This is a genomic window from Pseudomonas sp. OV226, from assembly GCF_003148705.1.
Taxonomy (GTDB): Bacteria; Pseudomonadota; Gammaproteobacteria; order Pseudomonadales; family Pseudomonadaceae; genus Aquipseudomonas.
Genome location: NZ_QGGS01000006.1, coordinates 161,940 through 182,727, shown reverse-complemented (window position 1 = coordinate 182,727; position 20,788 = coordinate 161,940). Strand labels below are relative to the sequence as shown.

Genomic DNA, 20,788 nt, shown 5'->3' with positions numbered 1-20,788 from the left:
CCGGTGGTATGAACGACGCATCTGGACATAGTTCCAGCCCATTCATCGCGGAATCTGAAATTTTTTGAAATATTGAGAAAGATGGCACTACTTTCATTGTGATGGCACTTGCTGTTTCACCCTTGATACATAGGGTGATAACCGAGTTCGATAGTTTTATGCCACTACCGATAAAAATTTTCAGTGCCACTACTGAAAAAAAAGTTCGAAGTCGAGTGAAACTAAAGTTAAAAAACGAGGTGATGTATTTTTGACGCCAATAAAACGACGAGACGGAAGGGGAATTGTTGGACGATCGGCCGTCGGCGCACGACGAGGTTATGGATGTCGTGCGCCGTAGAGTGGTTTTATTCGGGAGCGTGATCGCGCAGGAACACCAGATTGTCCGGTTTGGACTGCTCGGCGCTGTAGCGGTAACCCTGAACGTCAAATTGCTTGAGGTCGGCAGGGTTGTTGATGCGCTCTTCAATGACGAAGCGGCTCATCATGCCGCGGGCTTTTTTCGCGTAGAAACTGATGATCTTGTACTGGCCGTTCTTCAGGTCCTTGAAGTCGGTATTGATGATGCGTGCGTTCAGGGCGTTGCGTTTGACGGCCGAGAAGTACTCTTTGGACGCCAGGTTCAGCAGCACGTCATCACCTTGATCGGCCAGGGCTTCGTTCAGCCATTCGCTGATTCGCGTGCCCCAGAAGGCATACAGGTCCTTGCCGCGGGCATTGGCCAGTTTGGTGCCCATCTCCAGCCGATACGGTTGCATCAGATCCAGGGGACGCAGCAGGCCATACAGTCCGGACAACATGCGCAGATGCTGTTGGGCGTAGTCGAAATCGGCTTCGCTGAAGGTTTGTGCATTCAGGCCGGTGTACACGTCGCCTTTAAAAGCCAGCAACGCTTGCTTGGCGTTTTCCGGGGTGAACGCAGGCGTCCAGCTGCCGAAACGCGCGGCGTTGAGCCCGCCGATCTTGTCGGAGACGTGCATCAGCTCGCTGATTTGCGCCGGTGTCAGGTCGCGCAGCTGCATGATCAATTCCTGGGAATGATCGAGGTACTGCGGCTGGGTAAAGCGCTGGGTTGCCGGCGGTGTTTCGTAATCGAGGGTCTTGGCGGGTGAAATCACCATCAGCATGAAGTCGTCTCCTGTAATCGTGGGCGCGATTCTAGGGGGTAGAGCCGGATGACTCCAGCTATCAACGTGATAGGTGCCGGACGGTGATCGTTCCCACGCTCTGCGTGGGAATGCAGCCAGTGACGCTCCGCGTCACCGTCGAAGCGGACGCGGAGCGTCCGAAGAGGCGTTAATCAAGGTGTAGCCGCTGTCGAGCAACGCGAGGCTGCGCTCTTTTGATCGTCTCGATATATAGTGCGGCGCGGGTTTTGTTATGGAGACATCCCATTGCGTATCGTTTTTATTTTTTCAGCCTGGCTGTTGAGCTTTGGTGCCTTGGCGGCGCCGGGCGATCTGGCGACGTTTGATCGCAGCACCTGGCCTGAAAAGCTCACCAGCCCGACCCTGTTCGACGTAGCGTCGCGGGGCGAAATCCTCATGTTTGCACGGGTGCTGCTGGCCAGCGAGTCGCTGGATGAACCGGCACTGGCCCAGCGCCTGGGGTTGCGCAAGATCAATCTGGAAGCGGTCAACCAACTGCGCCAGCGTCTGTGGCAGCGCCTGCTGACCAACTACAACTTCGCCCAGCAAAGCTGTGATCAGGATGCTTCGTTCTGTTTCCTGGTCGAGGACATGGAAACCCTGCGCGGGCAAGCGGCCAAGTTCCAGGTCAGCGACGAGAGCTACTACATCAAGTGGGCCGAGCCGAGCCGTTTGTTCCACGCGCAGTACCTGGACGAGCAATTGCGCAAGGCTGCTCTGTTTCCGCAGACCAGCAGTGAAGTCGATCGTTTTGGCGACTACGAGCGCAACGGCGATGCGATGCATGACCGGTTGTTTTTGCTGACCTTCGACAGCGCGGCCAACGTCGCCCCCGACAACACCGGCTGGGTCGCCGAGTACCTGCGAAAATCGAACATGAGCGGCACGTTCTTCGTCCTCGGCAAGGATATTCAGGCGCGTCTGGCCGAGCGCTCGGTGGCGAGCCTGCAAGCGATGTACTCGCAGCAATGCATCGGCGTGCAGGGCTGGGAGTTCCGCTCCCATAGTCACTGGCAGGATTGGCAGGATTCGGTGCGACGCAGCGTCGAGCTGGTCAAAAGCAAATTGCCGGAAAATTATGTACCGCTGTTTCGCCCGCCCGACGGTCAACGTCGCTCCGATGCCGAAGGCTTCTTCAAGGCCCAGGGCTTGCAGGTGGCGTTGTGGGATATCGATGCACAGGACGGGGCGGGCAAGCTCAAGGGCAACCCCAGCGCGCAGCGTGTGCTGACGCTGATGCTGCTGTGGCGCCACGGCGTGATCAATTTCAATGTGAAGCAGGACGCGGTGAAAACGGCGATGCCCTGGCTCATTACGCAAACGGCGCAAAGCGGGATCGGTTGGGAGGATTGTCAGGACGCGTTTCGCTGAAAATGGAAAGTGCCCGTAAACATTGGGCTAAAGGCGGTTTTTTGAGGGGTTTCGCAGCAGGCGGACTTCCGACTTTAAACGGGTGGTGGCAGTCCGCCAAGTGCTATTGGTCATTCTGAAAAATAAACTTCAAAAAAACGTCAAAGTGCTTTTTTCTGTCACATGTTTTGGAGTATTACGAAGACAGACCGCCGAAACCTGCAACACAGGTGGCGTCTTCCAAGACCCGTTTGTTTGCAGTCACTTGATTCTCCGCAGGTGAGATTCGGCGGCCACTTCGAGGCGCAGCACCGCCCAGGTATTGCGTCTACTGGCTCCCACAAAGGTGACCGAGTATGGATGATCACGGACGTAGCTCTTCTTCCAACCAGCCAATCCTTTATGTACTCGATACCAACGTATTGATTCACGATCCAAACGCGCTGCTCAATTTCGAAGAACACCACGTCGCCATCCCGATGACCGTCCTTGAAGAGCTGGACAAGCTCAAGAGCGGGCATCACAGCGTGGCTGCGGAATGCCGTCAGGCGATTCGCCTGATCGACAAGACGCTGGGCGATGCCAGTCCTGAAGACGTAGAGCTTGGTGTACCGATCCAGCGTGGCAAAAGTGGGCCCAAGGGTTTGCTGTCAATTCTGATGAGCAAGCGCACCGAGCCGAATATCATTCTGCCCGAGCACCTGAACGACAACATCATCATCAACCAGTTGATCGATCTGCACGCGCGCTCGCCCAAGCTGCCTGTCGTGCTGGTCACCAAAGACATCAACATGCGCCTCAAGGCCCGGGCGTGCGGGATCGCGGCCGAGGACTACAGCACCGACCAATTGGTTGACGACGTTTCATTGCTGCCCAACGGCTACCACAACATGACCGGCTCTTTCTGGGACCGTGTGAGCAAGGTTGAAACCCGTCAGGACCATGGCCGCACCTGGCACGAGGTGCAGTTGATTGACAACCTGCCGGCGGTGCACATCAACGAGTTCATCATTGATGAGCAGGGGTTTGTCGGCTGGATCAAGGAAATTGCAGAAGACCGTTTGCTGATCCTCGACCTGCACCAGGAACCGCTGCTGCATCAGGAAGCCTGGGGCCTGAAACCGCGTGACATCTATCAGAGCCTGGCGCTGTATGCCTTGCTCGATCCTGATATCCACCTGGTCAACCTGTCCGGTGCAGCCGGTTCGGGTAAAACCATCCTCGCGCTGGCGGCGGCGATCGAGCAGACCATGGTCAGCAAACGCTATCGCCGAATCATTGCCACTCGTAGCGTGCAGGGCCTGGACCAGGAGATCGGCTTCCTGCCCGGCACCGAAGCGGAAAAAATGGAGCCATGGCTGGGCGCTATCACCGACAACCTCGAAGCCTTGCACATGGATGACGAAAACACCCATGGCAGCGTCGACTACATCCTCAGCAAAGTGCCGTTGCAGTTCAAATCCCTCAACTACATCCGAGGTCGCAGCTTCCAGCAGAGTCTGATTTTGATCGATGAATGCCAGAACCTGACACCGCACCAGATGAAAACCATCATCACCCGTGCCGGCGCCGGTTCCAAAGTGGTGTGCCTGGGCAACCTGGCGCAGATCGACACCCCTTACCTGTCCGCGACCAGCTCCGGGCTGACCTACCTGACCGAACGCTTCAAAGACTTCCCCAACGGTGTGCACATCACCCTGCAAGGGGTGCCTCGTTCGATTCTGGCCGAATACGCAGAGTCGCATTTGTAACTGCTCAACCCAAACCGGGCGGCCCCAAAGGTCGCCCGGTTTTTTTATGGATGAATGCAAACCCTGTGGGAGCGTGGCTTGCCCGCGATGCAGACACCGCGGTGCCTCAGGCATAACGCGTTGATCCCATCGCGGGCAAGCCACGCTCCCACAGGGTTCAATGTGATCTTGCAATCAAACGTGCGGAAAATTGACCCGCAGGTTTACAATCGACGCTCCTGATCAGGAGTAACCCTGTGCTGACTCATCTCGATTCCCAAGGTCGCGCCAACATGGTCGACGTCACCGAAAAAGCCGTGACGTTCCGTGAAGCGACGGCCCAAGCGCTGGTGCGCATGCTGCCCGAAACGTTGCAGATGATCGTCAGTGGCGGTCATCCCAAAGGGGATGTGTTTGCCGTGGCGCGTATTGCCGGCATTCAGGCGGCGAAGAAAACCAGCGATCTGATTCCTCTGTGCCATCCGCTGATGCTGACTGGGGTCAAAGTCGAACTCAGTGCCGAAGGCGACGATACCGTGCGCATCGTTGCGCGCTGCAAATTGTCCGGGCAGACCGGCGTCGAGATGGAAGCGCTGACCGCCGCCAGCGTGGCAGCCCTGACTATCTATGACATGTGCAAGGCTGTGGATCGCGGCATGACCATCGAAAGCGTGCGACTGCTGGAGAAGGTCGGCGGCAAGAGCGGTCATTTCCAGGCGGATCCATCATGAACGTCACCGTGAAGTTTTTTGCTCGTTACCGTGAAGCGCTCGGTGTGGACTCGGTAAAGGTTCAAGGCGATTTCGCTACGGTTGATGACGTGCGCGCGCAGTTGGCCCAACGTGACGGCGCCGATGTATTGAGCGAGCAGAACTTGATGTGCGCCCGCAACGAAGACCTGTGCCAGCTCGACGAACCTGTCAGCGATGGCGATGAAGTGGCGTTTTTTCCGACCGTGACCGGGGGCTGAGCCATGGCGATTCGCGTGCAGCCTGCGCCGTTCGATCCGGGTGCCGAAGTCAACGCCATGCACGCTGCCAATGTGGGCGTGGGCGCGGTGGTGAGTTTTGTCGGCTACGTGCGCGACTTTAATGACGGCCTCGATGTGGCCGGGATGTTCCTTGAACACTACCCGGGCATGACCGAAAAAGCGCTTGGCAAAATTGCCATCGAAGCCGAGCAACGCTGGCCGCTGTTGAAGCTGGAAGTGTTGCACCGCATCGGCGCCCTGGAGCCGGGGGAACCGATCGTCTTCGTTGGCGCCGCCAGCGCCCATCGTCAGGCCGCCTTCGATGCCTGTGCCTTTGTCATGGATTACCTGAAAACCCGCGCGCCGTTCTGGAAAAAGGAAAACACCAGCGACGGCCCGCGTTGGGTGGAAGGGCGTGACAGCGATCATGCGGCGGCGGATCGCTGGAACAAGTAGTTCCTGCGTTGATCGTTCCCACGCTCTGCGTGGGGATGCATCCCGGGACGCTCCGCGTCCCTTTCAGAGCCGAACGCAGAGCGTCCGTTCAGGCATTCCCACGCAGAGCGTGGGAACGATCAATTCTCGCTGACTCGCCTCCCGACCATCGGCCGGTGCGAGGTGCGCGCGCCCGATTGACGATTTGTACATTAAAGTCCAGTATGGAAATATAAGTACAAAAAAGATATTTCCCTGTTTCAGCTCTTTCCTCTGTCTTGCCAAACCAACAACAACCTGCGAGAGAACGAACATGAAGAAACTCCCCCTCATTACCGGTCTGGCGCTGAGCCTGTTGGCGTGCAGTTCGCTGTTCGCCGCTGATAAAACCCTGCGCATCGGTATCGAAGCCGCCTATCCGCCGTTCGCTTCCAAAACCGACAAAGGCGAGATCGTCGGTTTCGACTACGACATCGGTAATGCCCTGTGCGCGCAGATGAAGGTCAAATGTGTGTGGGTCGAAGGCGAGTTCGACGGTCTGATTCCTTCTCTGAAGGTGAAGAAAATCGACATGGCCCTGTCGTCCATGACCATTAACGAAGACCGCAAGAAGTCGGTGGATTTCACCCACAAGTATTACTTCACTTCCTCGCGTCTGGTCATGAAGGACGGCGCTGTCGTGGATGACCAGTACGCCAGCCTCAAGGGCAAGACTGTCGGCGTGCAGCGGGCAACCACCACTGACCGATATGCCACCGAGGTGTTTGAGCCCAAGGGCATCAACGTCAAGCGCTATGGCAATAACGAAGAAATCTACATGGACCTGGCCGCCGGTCGTCTCGATGCGATTTTTGCCGACACCATTCCCCTCAATGACTTCCTGATGATGCCGCGCGGCAAAGGCTATGCGTTTGTCGGGCCGGAGTTGAAGGACCCGAAATACGTTGGCGAGGGTGCGGGGATCGCGGTGCGCAAGGGCAATGGTGAGCTGGTCAGTGAGCTGAACACTGCCATTGATGGTATTCGTGCCAATGGCGAGTATCAGAAGATTTCCGACAAGTACTTCAAGTCCGATATCTACGGCGACTGATCAATCGCTTTCGCGGGCGAGCCCGCTCCCACAGGTTCAGTGATGCACATGTATGTTGTGCACGACTCGAACATTGTGGGAGCGGGCTTGCCCGCGATTGGGCCGGAGCAATCACTGCAAATCTTCAGCCCTTCAATTCCTTCAAATGCTTGTAAACCGTCGCCCGTCCCATGTTCAGCACATTGGCCACATAGTTCGAAGCGCTCTTGCCCTTGAAGGCGCCTTCGGCGTGCAGCGCCAGCACCAGTTCGCGTTTGTGATCGCGCGTCAGCAGGTTAAGGCTCAACTGACGTTCGCGCAGCCAGGCGTGCAGGAAGGTGTTGATGCGCTCCTGCCAGTCATCACGAAACAGTGAATCCGGCTGCGGGATCAATTTGGACGGCGACAGGAATAGATCGAGCGCCGCTTTTGCATTTTCGAACAGCGAGATGTTCAGGTTGACGCACAGCACCGCGAGCGGGTGACCTTCTGCGTCGCGCAATACCGTGCTCAAACTGCGAATCTTCTGACCGTCCCAATTAAGCTTTTCGTAAGGGCCGATGTTGGTTTCGCTGACATCGTCGCTGAGCATGTCCTCCAGCGCGGCGTCATCGCCGATTTCGCGTTTTGACAGATTGTTGGCGATGTAGTCGATCTTTTGCGTGCGCAGGTCATGCAGCACCACCTCGGCATGAGGAAAAAACAGCGTGGCGATGGCATCGGCGATCGCTCGGTAATTGTCCAGCGCCGGGTCTTTTTCAGGTGCGTTCATACAGTGGAGCTCCAGGCAGCGTCAGCGCCCTGCAAAAAGGGCGCGTGAAGTTTGCCGCAATCGTGTCGACACGTCACCTGAGCAGGTGATCAGCCCAGGCGAGCGGGGGAGAGCATGCCGGCGTCCAGCCCGAAACGGCTGAGTGGCTCCGGCAAGGCTTCGCCGCGCACCAATGCTGCGCTGGCCTGGCCCATGGCGGGTGACGTCTGAATGCCATAACCGCCTTGTGCAGCGACCCAGAACAGCCCTGGCACTGTCGGGTCGAAGCCGGAGAGCAAATCACCGTCGGGTACGAAGCTGCGCAGGCCAGCCCAGGTGCGGGTCGGACGGCGAATGGTCAAGGTGGTGGCTTCTTCGATCTGGTAGATGCCCATCGCGATGTCCAACTCCTCGGGCTGCACGTCGTGCGGCTCTACCGGGTCGGCATTGGCGGGCGAACCGAGGAACATCCCCGCGTCGGGTTTCATGTAGAACGATTCATCGAGGCTGACCAGCATCGGCCAATGGTGGATGTCCACGCCGTCGGGACCGGCGAAGATGAAAGCGGCACGTCGTTTCGGTTGCAGGCCCAACGGCCGGGCGCCGGCCAGTGCACCGATTTTGTCGGCCCAGGCACCGGCGGCATTGATGATGACGGGGGCGCTGAAGGTCTGGCCGTTAGTGGTTACCTGCCACATCCCTTCGGCGTTCCGGGCCAGGCCTAGCACTTCGGTGTCGGTCAGGACTTCGCCTTTGTTGCGTCGAATGCCGCGCAAGTACCCCTGATGCAGGGCGTCGGTGTCGATGTCGCTGGCGGTGGGGTCGTAGATCGCGCCATGGACTTTTTCCCGGCGCAGAATCGGCAGGCGCGCGCAGGCTTCGTCGGCGCTGAGCAGTTGCATCTCAGGTACGGTGGCTTTGGCGCTGAGGTATTGATTGTTCAATTCAGTGGGATCGCCAGTGAAATCCACGGTCATCTCGCCCCGTGGTGTCAGCAGCGGGTGTTCGCAGAAACCGGGCGGTGGTGCGTCGAAGAAGTCGCGGCTGGCCTGGGTCAGTGCGCGAACCTGGGGAGTGCCGTAGGCGGCGGTGTACAGCGCAGCGGAACGTCCGGTGGAGTGATAGGCCGGGTGCGATTCGCGTTCGAGCACAATCACCCTGGCTTGCTGCGAGAGCCAAAAACCGGTGGAAGCCCCGGCAATCCCGCCGCCGATGATGATGAAGTCTGCCTGGCTCATGAACGTCTCCTGATGGGGCGCAAAGGCCGGAGTAAATGGTTTTCTGTAGGAGCAAGGCTTGTCCGCGATGCAGACGCCGCGGGCATTCAGGTTAGCCGCGGTGATGCAATCGCGGACAAGCCTTGCTCCTACAGAAACGGAGGGTTAACGCTGCAATTGGTAAATGGCATTGGCCAGCGCGATGTCTTCCAGGCCCAGGCCGATGGAGCGGAAGAACACATGCCGGCTGTAATCGGGGCGCTGTACCTTTTCGCTCAGCAAGTCAGGCAAGTCGCCGACAATCGCCTGCTTGTCCCAGCCATGTTGCTCGCCGGCAATCAGCATTTCACCGGCCGACCCTGGTGTGGTCACACGGTAGTCGCAGAACACCTGCATGTCATTGAGGCTCTGCGGCGGAACTTCGTGGGCGCGTGGGGCATTGGTGCTGATGGAGGTGATCAGCGCCGGTTTACTCAAGCTTGACGGGTCGATCACCGGCCCTGCGGACGAGGTGCACAGCATGATCACGTCGGCGTCCCCGGTGGCCGCTTCGCGACTGTCGACGATGACCAGGCGTGGGTCGAGACTGTTGAGGTGCGCCAATACTTCGGGTTGCTTGTCGCTCAGACTTGGCGAATACAGCGTGATGCTCTGCCAGTCGCGCAGGTCTTTGACGTAGTGCAGGTGTGCCTGGGCAACTTTGCCGCTGCCGATGATCGCCAGACGCCGAGCCTTTAAAGGGGCGAGTGCATCGACCGCCACGGCGGTGGTGGCGGCCGTGCGTGCGGTGGTCAATTCACCGGCATCGCAAAGGAGTAGCGGCTGGCCGGTCTGCATCGACATCAGCAGGGTCCACGCGGTCACCAGCGGGCCTTGTTCGCGGACGATGTACGGTGAGGTTTTAACCCCGTAGACACCGTCTTGCGCCAGTACGCCGAGGTAGTTGATGAAATCGCCCGCGCCCTGAGGGAATTCCACCAGTTGCTGTGCCGGTTGCACCGCTTGCCCGGCAGCCAGGTCGCGGAACAGCTTGCGCAGGATTTGCGGCACATCGACCCTGGCCAGCAGCTCGCGAGCCTGAGGTTGGGTGATCACATAAGGCGTACTGGACATGGTCGGCTCCGGACACTGAACTAAACTAATTTGTCCATTATGGACTTTTAGTTGTATCGGGCAAGCTCCTGTTGAAAAAAACCAGACGAAAAAAAAGCGCAGTCCGTTGCCGGCTGCGCCTCTTTCTTCAAGTGCCCGGTTATGGGCGCTTGCGCTCAACCGCCCGCAACAGATGCGTCGGTGGTGTTTCACAGCTGATCTTGCGACCCAGCAGCGCCTCGATGGACGGTAACTGGTAGGAGTCGTCCTCCCCGGCAAAACTGATGGACACGCCATCAGCGCCCGCCCGGCCGGTACGACCGATGCGGTGCACGTAGTCGTCCGGGACTTCCGGCAGGGTGAAGTTGATCACGTGGCTGATGCCGTCGATGTGAATGCCGCGACCGGCCACATCAGTGGCGACCAGAACGCGGATCTTGCCTTCGCGGAAACCTTCCAGGGTCTTGATGCGCTTGTGCTGCGGTACATCGCCAGACAGTTGCGCGGCGTTGACGCCATCACGCACCAGACGCTCTTCAATGCGTCGCACTTCATCCTTGCGGTTGGCGAAGACCATCACCCGCTCCCAACCGTTGTCGTTGACCAGGTTGTAGAGCAATTTGTATTTGTCGGCACCGGCAACGGCGTAGATGTGCTGCTCGACGTTTTCGCTGGCCACATTCTGCGCTTCGATCTCGACGATCGACGGGTCGGTGGTCCATTGCTTGGCGAGGTTCATCACGTCTTCGGTGAAGGTTGCGGAGAACAGCAGCGTTTGACGCTCGTTCTTCGGCGGCGTCTGGCGAATGATTTGACGCACTTGCGGGATGAAACCCATGTCGAGCATGCGGTCGGCTTCGTCCAGCACCATGACTTCGACCATGTCCAGGTGCACGTCGCCGCGCTGGTTGAAGTCGAGCAAGCGGCCCGGGGTGGCGACGAGGATGTCGCAGTGGCGGGCTTCGAGGTGCTTGAGTTGCTTGTCGAAGTCCATGCCACCGACAAACGTCATGACGTTGAGGCCGGTGTATTTGGTCAGGTCCGCTGCGTCTTTGGCGATCTGCACCACCAGTTCGCGGGTTGGCGCAATGATCAGCGCCCGCGGCTCACCCATGTAGCGCTCTTTCGGCGGCGGGGTTTGCAGCAGTTGGGTGATGATCGAAATCAGGAACGCCGCGGTTTTGCCGGTGCCGGTCTGGGCGCGACCGATGGCGTCTTTGCCCGCCAGGGTAAAGCCAAGCACCTGCGCCTGAATGGGCGTGCAGTACGGAAAGCCAAGGTCCTGGATGGCGTGCATCAGTTCCGGGGCGAGTTTGAAATCGTGGAAGCGGGTTTTGCCTTCCTGGGGTTCGACGACGAAATCTTCGAGTTTCCAGGGAATGACAGAGGCTTTTGGCTTGGGTTCGCGACGCGGTTTTGCCGGTTTTGGCGCTTCGCTACGCGGCTGCTCATCGGCAGTCGCCGGGGCAGAGGGAGTGGCCGGTGTGGTCATCGGCTCGTGTTTCGGTGCCGCTACGGTTGCGGTCCGGCCAGGCTGATTACCGTCGGTGCGGTGGCTGGGAGTATGAGACGGAGCGCTGGGAACTGGCGCGAGCTGCTCAGCCTCGCTTTTACCGAACATTTTCTTGAGTGCTTTGAGCACGGTCATCTCATCAATTGGTTAAGGAATGTACGCCGGCCAGTGTAATGCAAGAATCGGGCGCGGCGTAGTGGGATGATCAAAGGGCGGTATTTCACCTGAACGTTAACGCAAACGCTCTGCGAGCCAGGTGCCAATGTCGCGAATCTCTTCGGGTAACACTTCGTGACCCATTGGGTACTCTTGCCATGTCACGGTGACACCACGCTGCTTTAAATGCTCATAGGCAGAGCGGCCCATGGCGTTTTGCACCACGTCATCGAATTGACCGTGCAACGACAGCACGGGAATGCGTTGCTGGCTGGCTGAAAGCTCAAGCTGATCGCTGAACGTCGGGGCATAAGTGGAGAGGGCAACTACGCCACCCAATGGCCCCTGCCATTTCAGGAATGCGGTGTGCAACACCACGGCACCGCCCTGGGAAAAGCCTGCCAGAAAAATCCGCGAGGCGTCTATTCCGCTCGCTCGCTGTGCTTCGATCAATTCAATGACCCTGTCCGCCGACGCTTCCAGCTGTTCACGGTTAATCGAGCGTGCTGGGCTCATGGCCAATATGTCGTACCAGCTCGGCATCTCGTAGCCGCCGTTAATGGTGACGGCACAGGTCGGCGCCTGGGGCAAAACGAATCGGGTGCTCAGCAGGGTTTCCTGCAACGCTTCCGCCACCGGCAGGAAGTCGTAACGGTCGGCACCCAGGCCGTGAAGCCATATAACGCAGGCGTCTGCGGCCTTCACGGGTTCAAGGATAAGGGGCTCGGTCATGGCTGCTCCATAGTTGTGCGCGCGCTCTCATTGAGTGCGAGATCCGGGTGCGCGTCTGGTTGATCAGTTAACAAGATGTCGCAAGGCTACAAGTTTTGCTATTGACCTGTCGCATAAACGCTTCAGCAGGCGGTCTGGTACGGGCCTTGCTATGGGAAAACCTGCACGAACAATCCCACGCCTGTCGGTAACACTATCAGGCCATTGTTGGTGGTGGGATAGCAAAGAATCCGGTGATGGATGTTCGCCAGTGGCCGTTACGGGCTTAGCGAGCGTGAAAGGGCTACAGCCCGTTCGGCCGATTGGTGAGAAGTGAGTAATCCATGATGTGGGTTTTCTCCTACTAGACTCATAGCGCAGGTCCTTACGTCGGTTGACCCTAAAAAAAATCAACAGGGGTCAATTACGCCTCAAAAGGGTGCGGCAGGACTCAAGCTCCGACACAACAAGAGCAAAACTGGAGGTTTGAATGAAGATGTTGAAATCCACCCTGGCCATCGTGACTGCAGCCGCAGTACTCGGTGTCAGCGGGTTCGCTCAGGCGGGTGCAACCCTGGATGCAGTGCAGAAGAAAGGTTTCGTACAGTGCGGTGTAAGTGACGGTCTGCCGGGTTTCTCGGTTCCGGACTCCACTGGCAAGATCGTTGGTATCGATGCTGACTATTGCCGTGCTGTGGCCGCTGCCGTTTTCGGCGACGCGACCAAAGTGAAGTTCAGCCAGTTGAACGCCAAAGAGCGCTTCACTGCGCTGCAGTCGGGCGAAATCGACATCCTGTCGCGCAACACCACCATGACCAGCTCTCGTGACGCGGGCATGGGCCTGAAATTCCCTGGCTTCATCACTTACTACGACGGCATCGGCTTCCTGGTTAACAACAAGCTGGGCGTCAAGAGTGCCAAGGAGCTGGACGGTGCAACCATCTGCATCCAGGCCGGTACCACCACCGAGCTGAACGTTTCCGACTACTTTCGCGGCAACGGTCTGAAATACACCCCGATCACGTTCGACACCTCTGACGAAAGCGCCAAGTCGCTCGAGTCCGGTCGTTGCGACGTACTGACCTCCGACAAGTCTCAGCTGTTCGCCCAGCGCAGCAAGCTGGCCTCGCCGAAGGACTACGTGGTTCTGCCGGAAACCATTTCCAAAGAACCTCTGGGCCCTGTCGTGCGTAACGGCGACGACGAATGGCTGGCCATCGTGCGCTGGACTGGCTACGCCATGCTCAACGCTGAAGAAGCCGGTATCACTTCGAAAAACGTCGAAGCTGAAGCCAAAGGCACCAAGAACCCGGACGTTGCTCGTCTGCTGGGCACCGACGGTGAATACGGCAAAGACCTGAAAGTGAAAAAAGACTGGGTCGTCCAGATCGTCAAGCAAGTCGGTAACTATGGCGAAGTGTTCGAGAAGAACCTCGGCAAGAACACTCCGCTGGAAATCGACCGCGGGCTGAACGCTCTGTGGAACGCTGGCGGCATTCAATACGCACCACCAGTGCGCTGATGGTTCTATCACCCGGTGGGCCAACCACCGGGTGATGTTCTGTTCCATTACATCCGGGGCACTTCATGCAAAATTCAATCGGCGCACCAAAGCAGAGGCTTAGCCTCAGCGATCCCAAAGTGCGTGCGTGGCTATTTCAGATCATCACCATCGTGGCGGTGGTCTCGATGGGCTGGTATCTGTTTGATAACACCCAGACCAATCTTCAGCACCGGGGCATTACCTCCGGTTTCAGCTTTTTGGAGCGCAGTGCCGGTTTCGGCATCGCTCAACACCTGATCGACTACACCGAATCGGACACCTATGCCCGAGTGTTTGTCATCGGCTTGCTCAACACGCTGCTGGTGACCTTCATCGGCGTGATCCTGGCGACGATCCTCGGGTTCATCGTCGGCGTGTCACGGCTGTCGAAGAACTGGATCATCAGCAAGGTAGCGACGGTGTATGTGGAAGTCTTCCGCAATATTCCGCCACTGCTGCAAATCCTGTTCTGGTACTTCGCGGTGTTCCTGACGATGCCGGGGCCGCGTAACAGTCATAATTTCGGCGACACCTTCTACGTCAGCAGCCGCGGCCTGAACATGCCGGCCGCCCTGATGGCGGACGGGTTCTGGCCGTTTGTGGCGAGCGTTGTGGTGGCCATCGTCGCCATCGTGGTGATGAGCCGGTGGGCGACCAAGCGCTTCGAAGAGACCGGTGTACCGTTCCACAAATTCTGGACCGGTCTGGCGATGTTCCTGGTGATACCGGCGCTGTGCGCACTGATTTTCGGCGCGCCGCTGCACTGGGAAATGCCAAAGCTGCAAGGCTTCAACTTCATCGGTGGCTGGGTACTGATCCCGGAATTGCTGGCGTTGACCCTGGCCCTGACGGTGTACACCGCGGCGTTCATCGCCGAAATCGTGCGTTCGGGCATCAAGTCGGTCAGCCACGGCCAGACCGAAGCGGCGCATTCGCTTGGCCTGCGCAACGGTCCGACGCTGCGCAAGGTGATCATCCCGCAAGCCTTGCGCGTGATCATTCCACCGCTCACCAGCCAATACCTGAACCTGGCGAAAAACTCCTCGCTGGCGGCCGGTATCGGTTATCCGGAAATGGTTTCGTTGTTTGCCGGTACGGTGCTGAACCAGACCGGGCAGGCGATCGAGGTGGTTGCCATCACCATGAGCGTGTACCTGGCGATCAGTATCAGCATCTCCCTGCTGATGAACTGGTACAACAAGCGCATTGCGCTGATCGAGCGGTAAGGAAAAGCGCATGAGTACTCATACTTTCAAACCTGACATGCCTCCACCGAGCAGCAGCATCGGTGTGGTTGCATGGATGCGCGCGAACATGTTTTCCAGCTGGCTCAACACCTTGCTGACCCTGTTCGCGTTTTACCTGATTTACCTGGTCGTCCCACCGATCCTGAACTGGGCCATCCTCGACGCCAACTGGGTGGGCACGACCCGCGCCGACTGCACCAAGGAAGGCGCCTGCTGGGTGTTTATCCAACAGCGTTTTGGTCAGTTCATGTACGGCTACTACCCACCGGAACTGCGCTGGCGCGTGGACATGACCGTGTGGCTGGCCGTCATCGGCATTGCACCGTTGTTCATCTCGCGCTTTCACCGTAAAGCGGTATACGCGCTGAGCTTCCTGGTGCTGTACCCGATCATTGCCTACTTCCTGTTGCATGGCGGCATCTTCGGCTTGACCAACGTGGCAACCAGCCAGTGGGGCGGGCTGATGCTGACCCTGGTGATCGCCACCGTGGGGATTGCCGGTGCGTTGCCGCTGGGGATTGTCCTGGCGTTGGGCCGTCGGTCGAACATGCCGGCGATTCGCGTGGTCTGCGTGACCTTCATCGAATTCTGGCGCGGCGTGCCGTTGATCACGGTGCTGTTCATGTCGTCGGTGATGCTGCCGTTGTTCCTGCCTGAAGGCATGAGCTTCGACAAACTGTTGCGGGCGCTGATCGGCGTGATCCTGTTCCAGTCGGCCTATGTGGCCGAAGTGGTGCGCGGTGGTCTGCAAGCGATTCCAAAAGGTCAGTACGAAGCGGCTGCCGCGATGGGCCTCGGTTACTGGCGCAGCATGGGCCTGGTGATCCTGCCGCAAGCCCTGAAGCTGGTCATTCCCGGCATCGTCAACACCTTCATTGCGCTGTTCAAGGACACCAGCCTGGTGATCATCATCGGCCTGTTCGACCTGCTCAACAGCGTCAAACAAGCCGCCGCCGACCCGAAATGGCTGGGCATGGCTACTGAAGGTTATGTGTTCGCGGCCCTGGTGTTCTGGATTTTCTGTTTTGGTATGTCGCGCTATTCCATGCATCTGGAACGCAAGCTCGACACTGGCCACAAGCGTTAGGAGTTCTGTAATGAGCGAAGCAATCAAAAAGCCTGTGAGCCCTGAAGGCATTATTCAGATGCAGGGCGTGAACAAGTGGTACGGCCAGTTTCACGTGTTGAAAGACATCAACCTGAACGTGAAACAGGGCGAGCGTATTGTGTTGTGCGGCCCGTCGGGTTCCGGCAAGTCCACCACCATCCGTTGCCTCAATCGACTGGAAGAACACCAGCAGGGGCGCATCGTGGTCGATGGCGTGGAACTGACCAACGACCTCAAGCAGATCGAATCGGTGCGCCGTGAAGTCGGCATGGTGTTCCAGCACTTCAATCTGTTTCCGCACCTGACCATTCTGCAGAACTGCACTTTGGCGCCGATGTGGGTACGCAAAATGCCCAAGCGCCAGGCCGAGGAAATCGCCATGCATTACCTGGAGCGCGTACGCATTCCGGAGCAGGCGCATAAATTCCCGGGGCAACTGTCCGGTGGTCAGCAACAGCGTGTGGCGATTGCCCGCGCGCTGTGCATGAAACCGAAAATCATGCTGTTCGATGAACCCACTTCCGCGCTCGACCCCGAGATGGTGAAAGAGGTGCTGGACACCATGATCGGCCTGGCTGAAGACGGCATGACCATGCTCTGCGTAACCCACGAAATGGGCTTCGCCCGTACCGTGGCCAATCGCGTGATCTTCATGGACAAGGGTGAAATCGTGGAACAGGCCGCGCCGAACGACTTCTTCGATAACCCGCAGAATGAGCGGACCAAGATGTTCCTGAGCCAGATCCTGCATTGATCGAAGCCAGGCAGTGAAATAAACCCGGACAGTGTTCCGGGTTTATTTTTGGCTGATATTCGGGGTCAGGACGCCAGTACCGTTTCCTGCTCCGGGAAGCGTGCTGCCAGCAGTCGCTTCAAGTCGGAACCTTCGTTCATGGCTTGTATTTCAGCCAGCAAGTGAGGATGCCGATCCAGCAGGCGCATCAGCGTGAACAACGCTTGAGGGGGTGGAAGTTCGCCGCGCTCGTAACGTGAGAACGCATTGTGGCCAGCACCGGAAAGCTGCTTCACCGCTTCCTTCTGCGTGAGATGTAATTTTCGGCGGATGCGTTTCATCTCCGCGCCCATGGTCTGAAAGCAGTCTTCGAGCAATTTATCGCCAGCGTCGGAATAGCGCTCGGCGCTGTCAGTTTCATTATCGAAAATGATTTCACCGCATACCTTGCACTCCCAGCCGGCGATATCGTGCACCCAGCGTGATACGTTCTTGTAGTCGACACTGAGGCTGCGACCTTCGAAATGTTGCATGGCATGTCGAGTGCCACAACTCATGCATTGCCGCGTGTTCATAAGTTCCGCTCCTTGAAAGAGATCACCGGGGGCCCACCGTTGGGGCAGTAGGTCACTTTGATGTAGAGCTCCATTTCACGAAATGTAGTGTGGTAAACATCCTGCCACCTTCGGTGATCGGAGTAGCACGTCATTGACTTGTAGAGCATTCGGCGTTCCAGCGAGCAAATGATTGATTCCATATCTCGCAGGTGCAATCCCATTTGCGTGCCAGATCTCAATGCGACTTGAGTAAACGCTTTGGCTCCTTGCCTTCTTACCTCGTCCTTGATGACTGACAAGGCGTAGTGGGGTGTGTTCTTTTCCATAAGAAGCTGTGAACCCTATCCCTGAAATTACCCTTAAAGGGTAATTTTGACCAATCGAAAATCCCGCTCCATTTCCTTCTCTCTGACCGTAGGCGGTTGCCGTCCTACACGTAGCTGACTAACATGTCAGAAAATTCATCCTATGATTGGATGAAAGGGCGAATTCCATGTCAGACATTTCTCCATTGACCAAGCGATCCTTGGTCGACCAAGCGCTGGACCAGCTACGCCTTCGTATCACGCAAGGCGTCTGGGTCGTCGGCCAACGTCTACCCACCGAACCGGAACTGGCGACCGAACTGGGCATCAGCCGCAACACGGTGCGCGAAGCCATGCGTGTATTGGCGTTTTCCGGATTGATCGAAATCCGCCAGGGCGACGGCAGTTACCTGCGGGCCGTGATCGATCCGTTGGACACGATGAAAGCCTTGTCCCGCTGCTCCCATGAGCAGGCCCGCGAAACGCGGCACATCCTCGAAGTTGAAGCCATCGGTCTCGCTGCGTTACGCAGAACGGATGAAGACCTGGTGGCGTTGCGCGAGGCACTCGGCGTCAGCGGCCGTCATTACCACGGCGATCTCGACAGTTACATCGCCTGCGACCTGGTCTTCCACCGCCGTCTGGTGGATGCCGCGCACAACCCGACGCTCAGCGAGCTGTATCGCTATTTCTCCAGCGTCATCGGCGCGCAATTGCGCCAGACCCTGAATATCACCCCGCGACGCCAGGAAGTATTCGACCTGCATATCGAGCTGCTGGATGCCGTCGAACAACGTGACCCGGAGCGGGCCAAAGCCTTGTCGAGGCAGTTGATCAATGAACCTTGAAACCGGGAAGCCCATGTCCAGCAGCGAAAACAACCTCGCCCAATCCAAGCGCACGACGGAGCTCGAAGAGCTGCTGATTGACGCCGAAGCGGATGACGAACAAGTCCAGCAAAGTCACCCGATACTGCGCCGGCCATGGCTGTTGTTACTGGGGCTGATCCTGGTGGCGTTGAACTTGCGCCCGGCGTTGTCGAGCATGGCGCCGATGCTCAGCGAGGTCTCGAAGACCCTCGGTTTGTCGGCTGCCCAGGCCGGCCTGCTGACGACTTTACCGGTGCTGTGCCTCGGCTTGTTCGCGCCGTTGGCGCCGGTGCTGGCGCGACGGTTTGGTGCCGAGCGGGTGGTGTTGGGCATTCTGCTGATGCTGGCGGGCGGGATCATTTTGCGCAGCTCATTTGGCCAGACAGGCTTGTTCGCCGGCAGTGTGCTGGCTGGTGCGAGCATTGGTGTGATCGGTGTTTTGTTGCCCGGTATCGTCAAGCGAGATTTCCCGAAACAGGCCGGCACCATGACCGGTGTCTACACCATGGCTTTGTGTCTGGGGGCGGCGATGGCCGCAGGTGCGACCGTGCCACTGAGCGAGCATTTCGACAAAAGCTGGGCCTTGGGTCTTGGCTTCTGGGTGTTGCCAGCATTGATCGCGGCGATCTTCTGGTTGCCGCAAGTGGGCGGCCAGAAACACGGTGCACACAATGTCGCTTACCGGGTTCGCGGGCTACTGCGTGATCCGTTGGCGTGGCAAGTGACCTTGTACATGGGGCTGCAATCCTCCCTGGCCTACATCGTGTTTGGCTGGTTGCCGTCGATCCTGATCGGCCGTGGCCTGACGCCGACACAAGCCGGTCTGGTGCTGTCAGGTTCGGTGATTGTTCAGTTGGTCAGTTCACTGGCGGCGCCTTGGCTGGCGACACGCGGCAAGGATCAGCGCCTGGCGATTGTGGTAGTGATGCTGATGACCCTCGGCGGCCTGTTCGGCTGTCTGTATGCGCCGATTGAAGGCCTGTGGGGCTGGGCGATTCTGCTCGGTCTGGGGCAGGGCGCCACGTTCAGTCTGGCATTGACCCTCATTGTGCTGCGCTCGCGGGACTCGCATGTCGCGGCCAACCTGTCGAGCATGGCCCAGGGGTTCGGCTACACCCTGGCATCAATGGGACCGTTCGCGGTGGGTATCGTGCATGACTGGACCGGCGGCTGGACGGCGCTGGGCTGGATCTTTGGCGTGATTGGTCTCGGTGCAATTGTTGCCGGGCTCGGTGCAGGACGTTCGCTGTACGTTCGAGTCGAAAGCGAAAAAGTCTGACGCCTGCGCACTGTCGGTATTCGGCCCGCGAATGCCGATAGTGTTTCGCTCCGTTGCAGACTATCGTGCAGGCAATCTTTCAAGGCCATTTTGCAAGCACAGGGAGTCTGCCCATGAGTGATGCCCACAACGAATTGATCACCCGGTTCTATCAAGCTTTCCAGCGTCTGGATGCCGAGGCCATGAGCGCCTGCTATACCGACGACGTGGTGTTCAGTGATCCGGCGTTCGGTGAACTGCGCGGCCGCGACGCCGGCGACATGTGGCGCATGCTCACCACCCGGGCGAAGGATTTCTCCCTGACGTTCGATAACGTGCGGGCCGACGAGCGCACCGGCGGTGCGCATTGGGTCGCGACGTATCTGTTCAGCCAGACTGGCAACACCGTGGTCAACGACATTCAGGCCCGCTTCATATTTCGCGATGGCAAGATTTGCGAACATCACGACAGCTTCGACCTGTGGACCTGGTCCCGCCAGGCGCTGGGTTTCAAAGGGCTGATTCTGGGCTGGACACCTCTGGTCAGAAACGCCGTGCGAGCTCAAGCCCTGAAGGGGCTGAAGGCATTCCAGGCCAGTCGCTGATAAGATCGCGGCTTGTTTCCTACAAGCCTTGATCGTCACGTGAACACCCAGAGCGAATCTTCCGACATTGCCGCCGAACCGGCGCTGCCCGTCAGCAAACCCTGGTTCGTCTACCTCGTTCGCGCGGCCAATGGTTCGCTCTACTGCGGGATCAGCGACGATCCCGTGCGTCGCTTCGCCACTCACCAGAGCGGCAAGGGCGCGCGGTTTTTCCTGTCCAGCCCTGCCGTGGCCTTGGTCTACACCGAAGTCTGTCGCGATAAAAGCGAAGCGCTACGACAGGAACGGCTGATCAAAAAACTCAAGAAAAGTGCCAAGGAATGTCTGGTGGCGAGTGCTGCTGCGGGCTTATCGATTTGATAAGTTGACCAAGATCGTAGGAGTTTCGAAGCGATGCACTTAGATGAGGATGCCGTTGCTA

Annotated in this window: 22 protein-coding genes; 14 read left to right on the top strand and 8 right to left on the bottom strand. The window is 58.2% G+C overall.

Annotated features, from left to right (window positions below; translation table 11 throughout):
- Positions 1 to 347: 347 nt before the first annotated feature.
- Positions 348 to 1,127, bottom strand: coding sequence for a peroxide stress protein YaaA (yaaA, locus tag C7534_RS13705; RefSeq protein ID WP_109786065.1), 780 nt, complete (start codon positions 1,125 to 1,127; stop codon positions 348 to 350).
- Positions 1,128 to 1,394: 267 nt separating this feature from the next.
- On the opposite strand from yaaA, the gene C7534_RS13700 reads away from it, so the two are divergent.
- The 6 genes from C7534_RS13700 to C7534_RS13675 all read left to right on the top strand — a co-directional run bounded on the left by C7534_RS13700 (position 1,395) and on the right by C7534_RS13675 (position 6,723).
- The gene (locus C7534_RS13700; RefSeq protein WP_109786064.1) at positions 1,395 to 2,519 is read left to right on the top strand and encodes a polysaccharide deacetylase family protein; all 1,125 of its coding nucleotides are present in this window, start codon (positions 1,395 to 1,397) and stop codon (positions 2,517 to 2,519) included.
- Positions 2,520 to 2,854: 335 nt separating this feature from the next.
- A complete protein-coding gene (locus C7534_RS13695; protein ID WP_046028950.1) occupies positions 2,855 to 4,249 on the top strand; it encodes a PhoH family protein in 1,395 nt (464 codons plus the stop codon).
- A 236-nt stretch (positions 4,250 to 4,485) separates the two neighbouring features.
- Positions 4,486 to 4,959 carry a cyclic pyranopterin monophosphate synthase MoaC gene (gene moaC, locus C7534_RS13690; protein WP_077430837.1) on the top strand — a complete coding sequence of 158 codons (474 nt, stop codon included), beginning with the start codon at positions 4,486 to 4,488 and terminating at the stop codon, positions 4,957 to 4,959.
- On the top strand, positions 4,956 to 5,198 hold the full coding sequence (moaD, locus tag C7534_RS13685; protein ID WP_109786063.1) for a molybdopterin converting factor subunit 1: 243 nt from the start codon (positions 4,956 to 4,958) through the stop codon (positions 5,196 to 5,198). The genes moaC and moaD overlap by 4 nt, the downstream gene beginning before the upstream one ends.
- A gap of 3 nt (positions 5,199 to 5,201) precedes the next feature.
- Positions 5,202 to 5,654: a molybdopterin synthase catalytic subunit MoaE gene (gene moaE, locus C7534_RS13680; protein ID WP_109786062.1), complete on the top strand. Its 453-nt coding sequence runs from the start codon at positions 5,202 to 5,204 to the stop codon at positions 5,652 to 5,654.
- A gap of 292 nt (positions 5,655 to 5,946) precedes the next feature.
- Positions 5,947 to 6,723, top strand: coding sequence for an ABC transporter substrate-binding protein (locus tag C7534_RS13675; RefSeq protein ID WP_046028961.1), 777 nt, complete (start codon positions 5,947 to 5,949; stop codon positions 6,721 to 6,723).
- Positions 6,724 to 6,847: 124 nt separating this feature from the next.
- On the opposite strand, the gene C7534_RS13670 is transcribed toward C7534_RS13675, so the two are convergent.
- The 5 genes from C7534_RS13670 to C7534_RS13650 form a co-directional block, all read right to left on the bottom strand.
- Positions 6,848 to 7,474 carry a helix-turn-helix transcriptional regulator gene (locus tag C7534_RS13670; RefSeq protein WP_046028962.1) on the bottom strand — a complete coding sequence of 209 codons (627 nt, stop codon included), beginning with the start codon at positions 7,472 to 7,474 and terminating at the stop codon, positions 6,848 to 6,850.
- 89 nt (positions 7,475 to 7,563) lie between these two features.
- Entirely contained in the window at positions 7,564 to 8,691 is a 1,128-nt protein-coding gene (locus tag C7534_RS13665; protein WP_046028964.1) for an NAD(P)/FAD-dependent oxidoreductase, read from the bottom strand.
- A gap of 144 nt (positions 8,692 to 8,835) precedes the next feature.
- On the bottom strand, positions 8,836 to 9,783 hold the full coding sequence (locus tag C7534_RS13660; RefSeq protein ID WP_077430832.1) for an ornithine cyclodeaminase family protein: 948 nt from the start codon (positions 9,781 to 9,783) through the stop codon (positions 8,836 to 8,838).
- 139 nt (positions 9,784 to 9,922) lie between these two features.
- On the bottom strand, positions 9,923 to 11,410 hold the full coding sequence (gene rhlB / locus C7534_RS13655) for an ATP-dependent RNA helicase RhlB (RefSeq protein WP_077430831.1): 1,488 nt from the start codon (positions 11,408 to 11,410) through the stop codon (positions 9,923 to 9,925).
- A gap of 96 nt (positions 11,411 to 11,506) precedes the next feature.
- Positions 11,507 to 12,163, bottom strand: coding sequence for an alpha/beta hydrolase (locus C7534_RS13650; RefSeq protein WP_109786061.1), 657 nt, complete (start codon positions 12,161 to 12,163; stop codon positions 11,507 to 11,509).
- Between the two features lie 469 nt (positions 12,164 to 12,632).
- On the opposite strand from C7534_RS13650, the gene C7534_RS13645 reads away from it, so the two are divergent.
- From C7534_RS13645 to C7534_RS13630, 4 genes are all read left to right on the top strand, one after another.
- Positions 12,633 to 13,664: an amino acid ABC transporter substrate-binding protein gene (locus C7534_RS13645; protein ID WP_046028970.1), complete on the top strand. Its 1,032-nt coding sequence runs from the start codon at positions 12,633 to 12,635 to the stop codon at positions 13,662 to 13,664.
- Between the two features lie 65 nt (positions 13,665 to 13,729).
- The gene (locus C7534_RS13640; protein WP_109786060.1) at positions 13,730 to 14,911 is read left to right on the top strand and encodes an amino acid ABC transporter permease; all 1,182 of its coding nucleotides are present in this window, start codon (positions 13,730 to 13,732) and stop codon (positions 14,909 to 14,911) included.
- Positions 14,912 to 14,921: 10 nt separating this feature from the next.
- Positions 14,922 to 16,019, top strand: coding sequence for an amino acid ABC transporter permease (locus C7534_RS13635; RefSeq protein WP_109786059.1), 1,098 nt, complete (start codon positions 14,922 to 14,924; stop codon positions 16,017 to 16,019).
- Between the two features lie 10 nt (positions 16,020 to 16,029).
- The gene (locus C7534_RS13630; protein ID WP_007944823.1) at positions 16,030 to 16,794 is read left to right on the top strand and encodes an amino acid ABC transporter ATP-binding protein; all 765 of its coding nucleotides are present in this window, start codon (positions 16,030 to 16,032) and stop codon (positions 16,792 to 16,794) included.
- Between the two features lie 65 nt (positions 16,795 to 16,859).
- Here C7534_RS13630 and C7534_RS13625 read toward each other — a convergent pair whose 3' ends face one another.
- The gene (locus tag C7534_RS13625) at positions 16,860 to 17,348 is read right to left on the bottom strand and encodes a type II toxin-antitoxin system MqsA family antitoxin (RefSeq protein WP_046028975.1); all 489 of its coding nucleotides are present in this window, start codon (positions 17,346 to 17,348) and stop codon (positions 16,860 to 16,862) included.
- A complete protein-coding gene (locus C7534_RS13620; RefSeq protein WP_109786058.1) occupies positions 17,345 to 17,656 on the bottom strand; it encodes a type II toxin-antitoxin system MqsR family toxin in 312 nt (103 codons plus the stop codon). The genes C7534_RS13625 and C7534_RS13620 overlap by 4 nt, the downstream gene beginning before the upstream one ends.
- Positions 17,657 to 17,823: 167 nt before the next feature.
- Here C7534_RS13620 and C7534_RS13615 point away from each other — a divergent pair, with 167 nt between their 5' ends.
- The 4 genes from C7534_RS13615 to C7534_RS13600 all read left to right on the top strand — a co-directional run bounded on the left by C7534_RS13615 (position 17,824) and on the right by C7534_RS13600 (position 20,727).
- On the top strand, positions 17,824 to 18,483 hold the full coding sequence (locus C7534_RS13615; protein WP_046028979.1) for a FadR/GntR family transcriptional regulator: 660 nt from the start codon (positions 17,824 to 17,826) through the stop codon (positions 18,481 to 18,483).
- On the top strand, positions 18,473 to 19,783 hold the full coding sequence (locus C7534_RS13610) for a CynX/NimT family MFS transporter (protein WP_077430828.1): 1,311 nt from the start codon (positions 18,473 to 18,475) through the stop codon (positions 19,781 to 19,783). Before C7534_RS13615 ends, C7534_RS13610 begins: the two co-directional genes overlap by 11 nt.
- Before the next feature lie 113 nt (positions 19,784 to 19,896).
- Positions 19,897 to 20,367 (top strand): nuclear transport factor 2 family protein, encoded by a 471-nt coding sequence (locus tag C7534_RS13605; protein WP_046028983.1) that lies wholly within the window; start codon positions 19,897 to 19,899, stop codon positions 20,365 to 20,367.
- 39 nt (positions 20,368 to 20,406) lie between these two features.
- On the top strand, positions 20,407 to 20,727 hold the full coding sequence (locus C7534_RS13600) for a GIY-YIG nuclease family protein (RefSeq protein ID WP_109786057.1): 321 nt from the start codon (positions 20,407 to 20,409) through the stop codon (positions 20,725 to 20,727).
- The last annotated feature ends 61 nt before the right edge of the window (positions 20,728 to 20,788 follow it).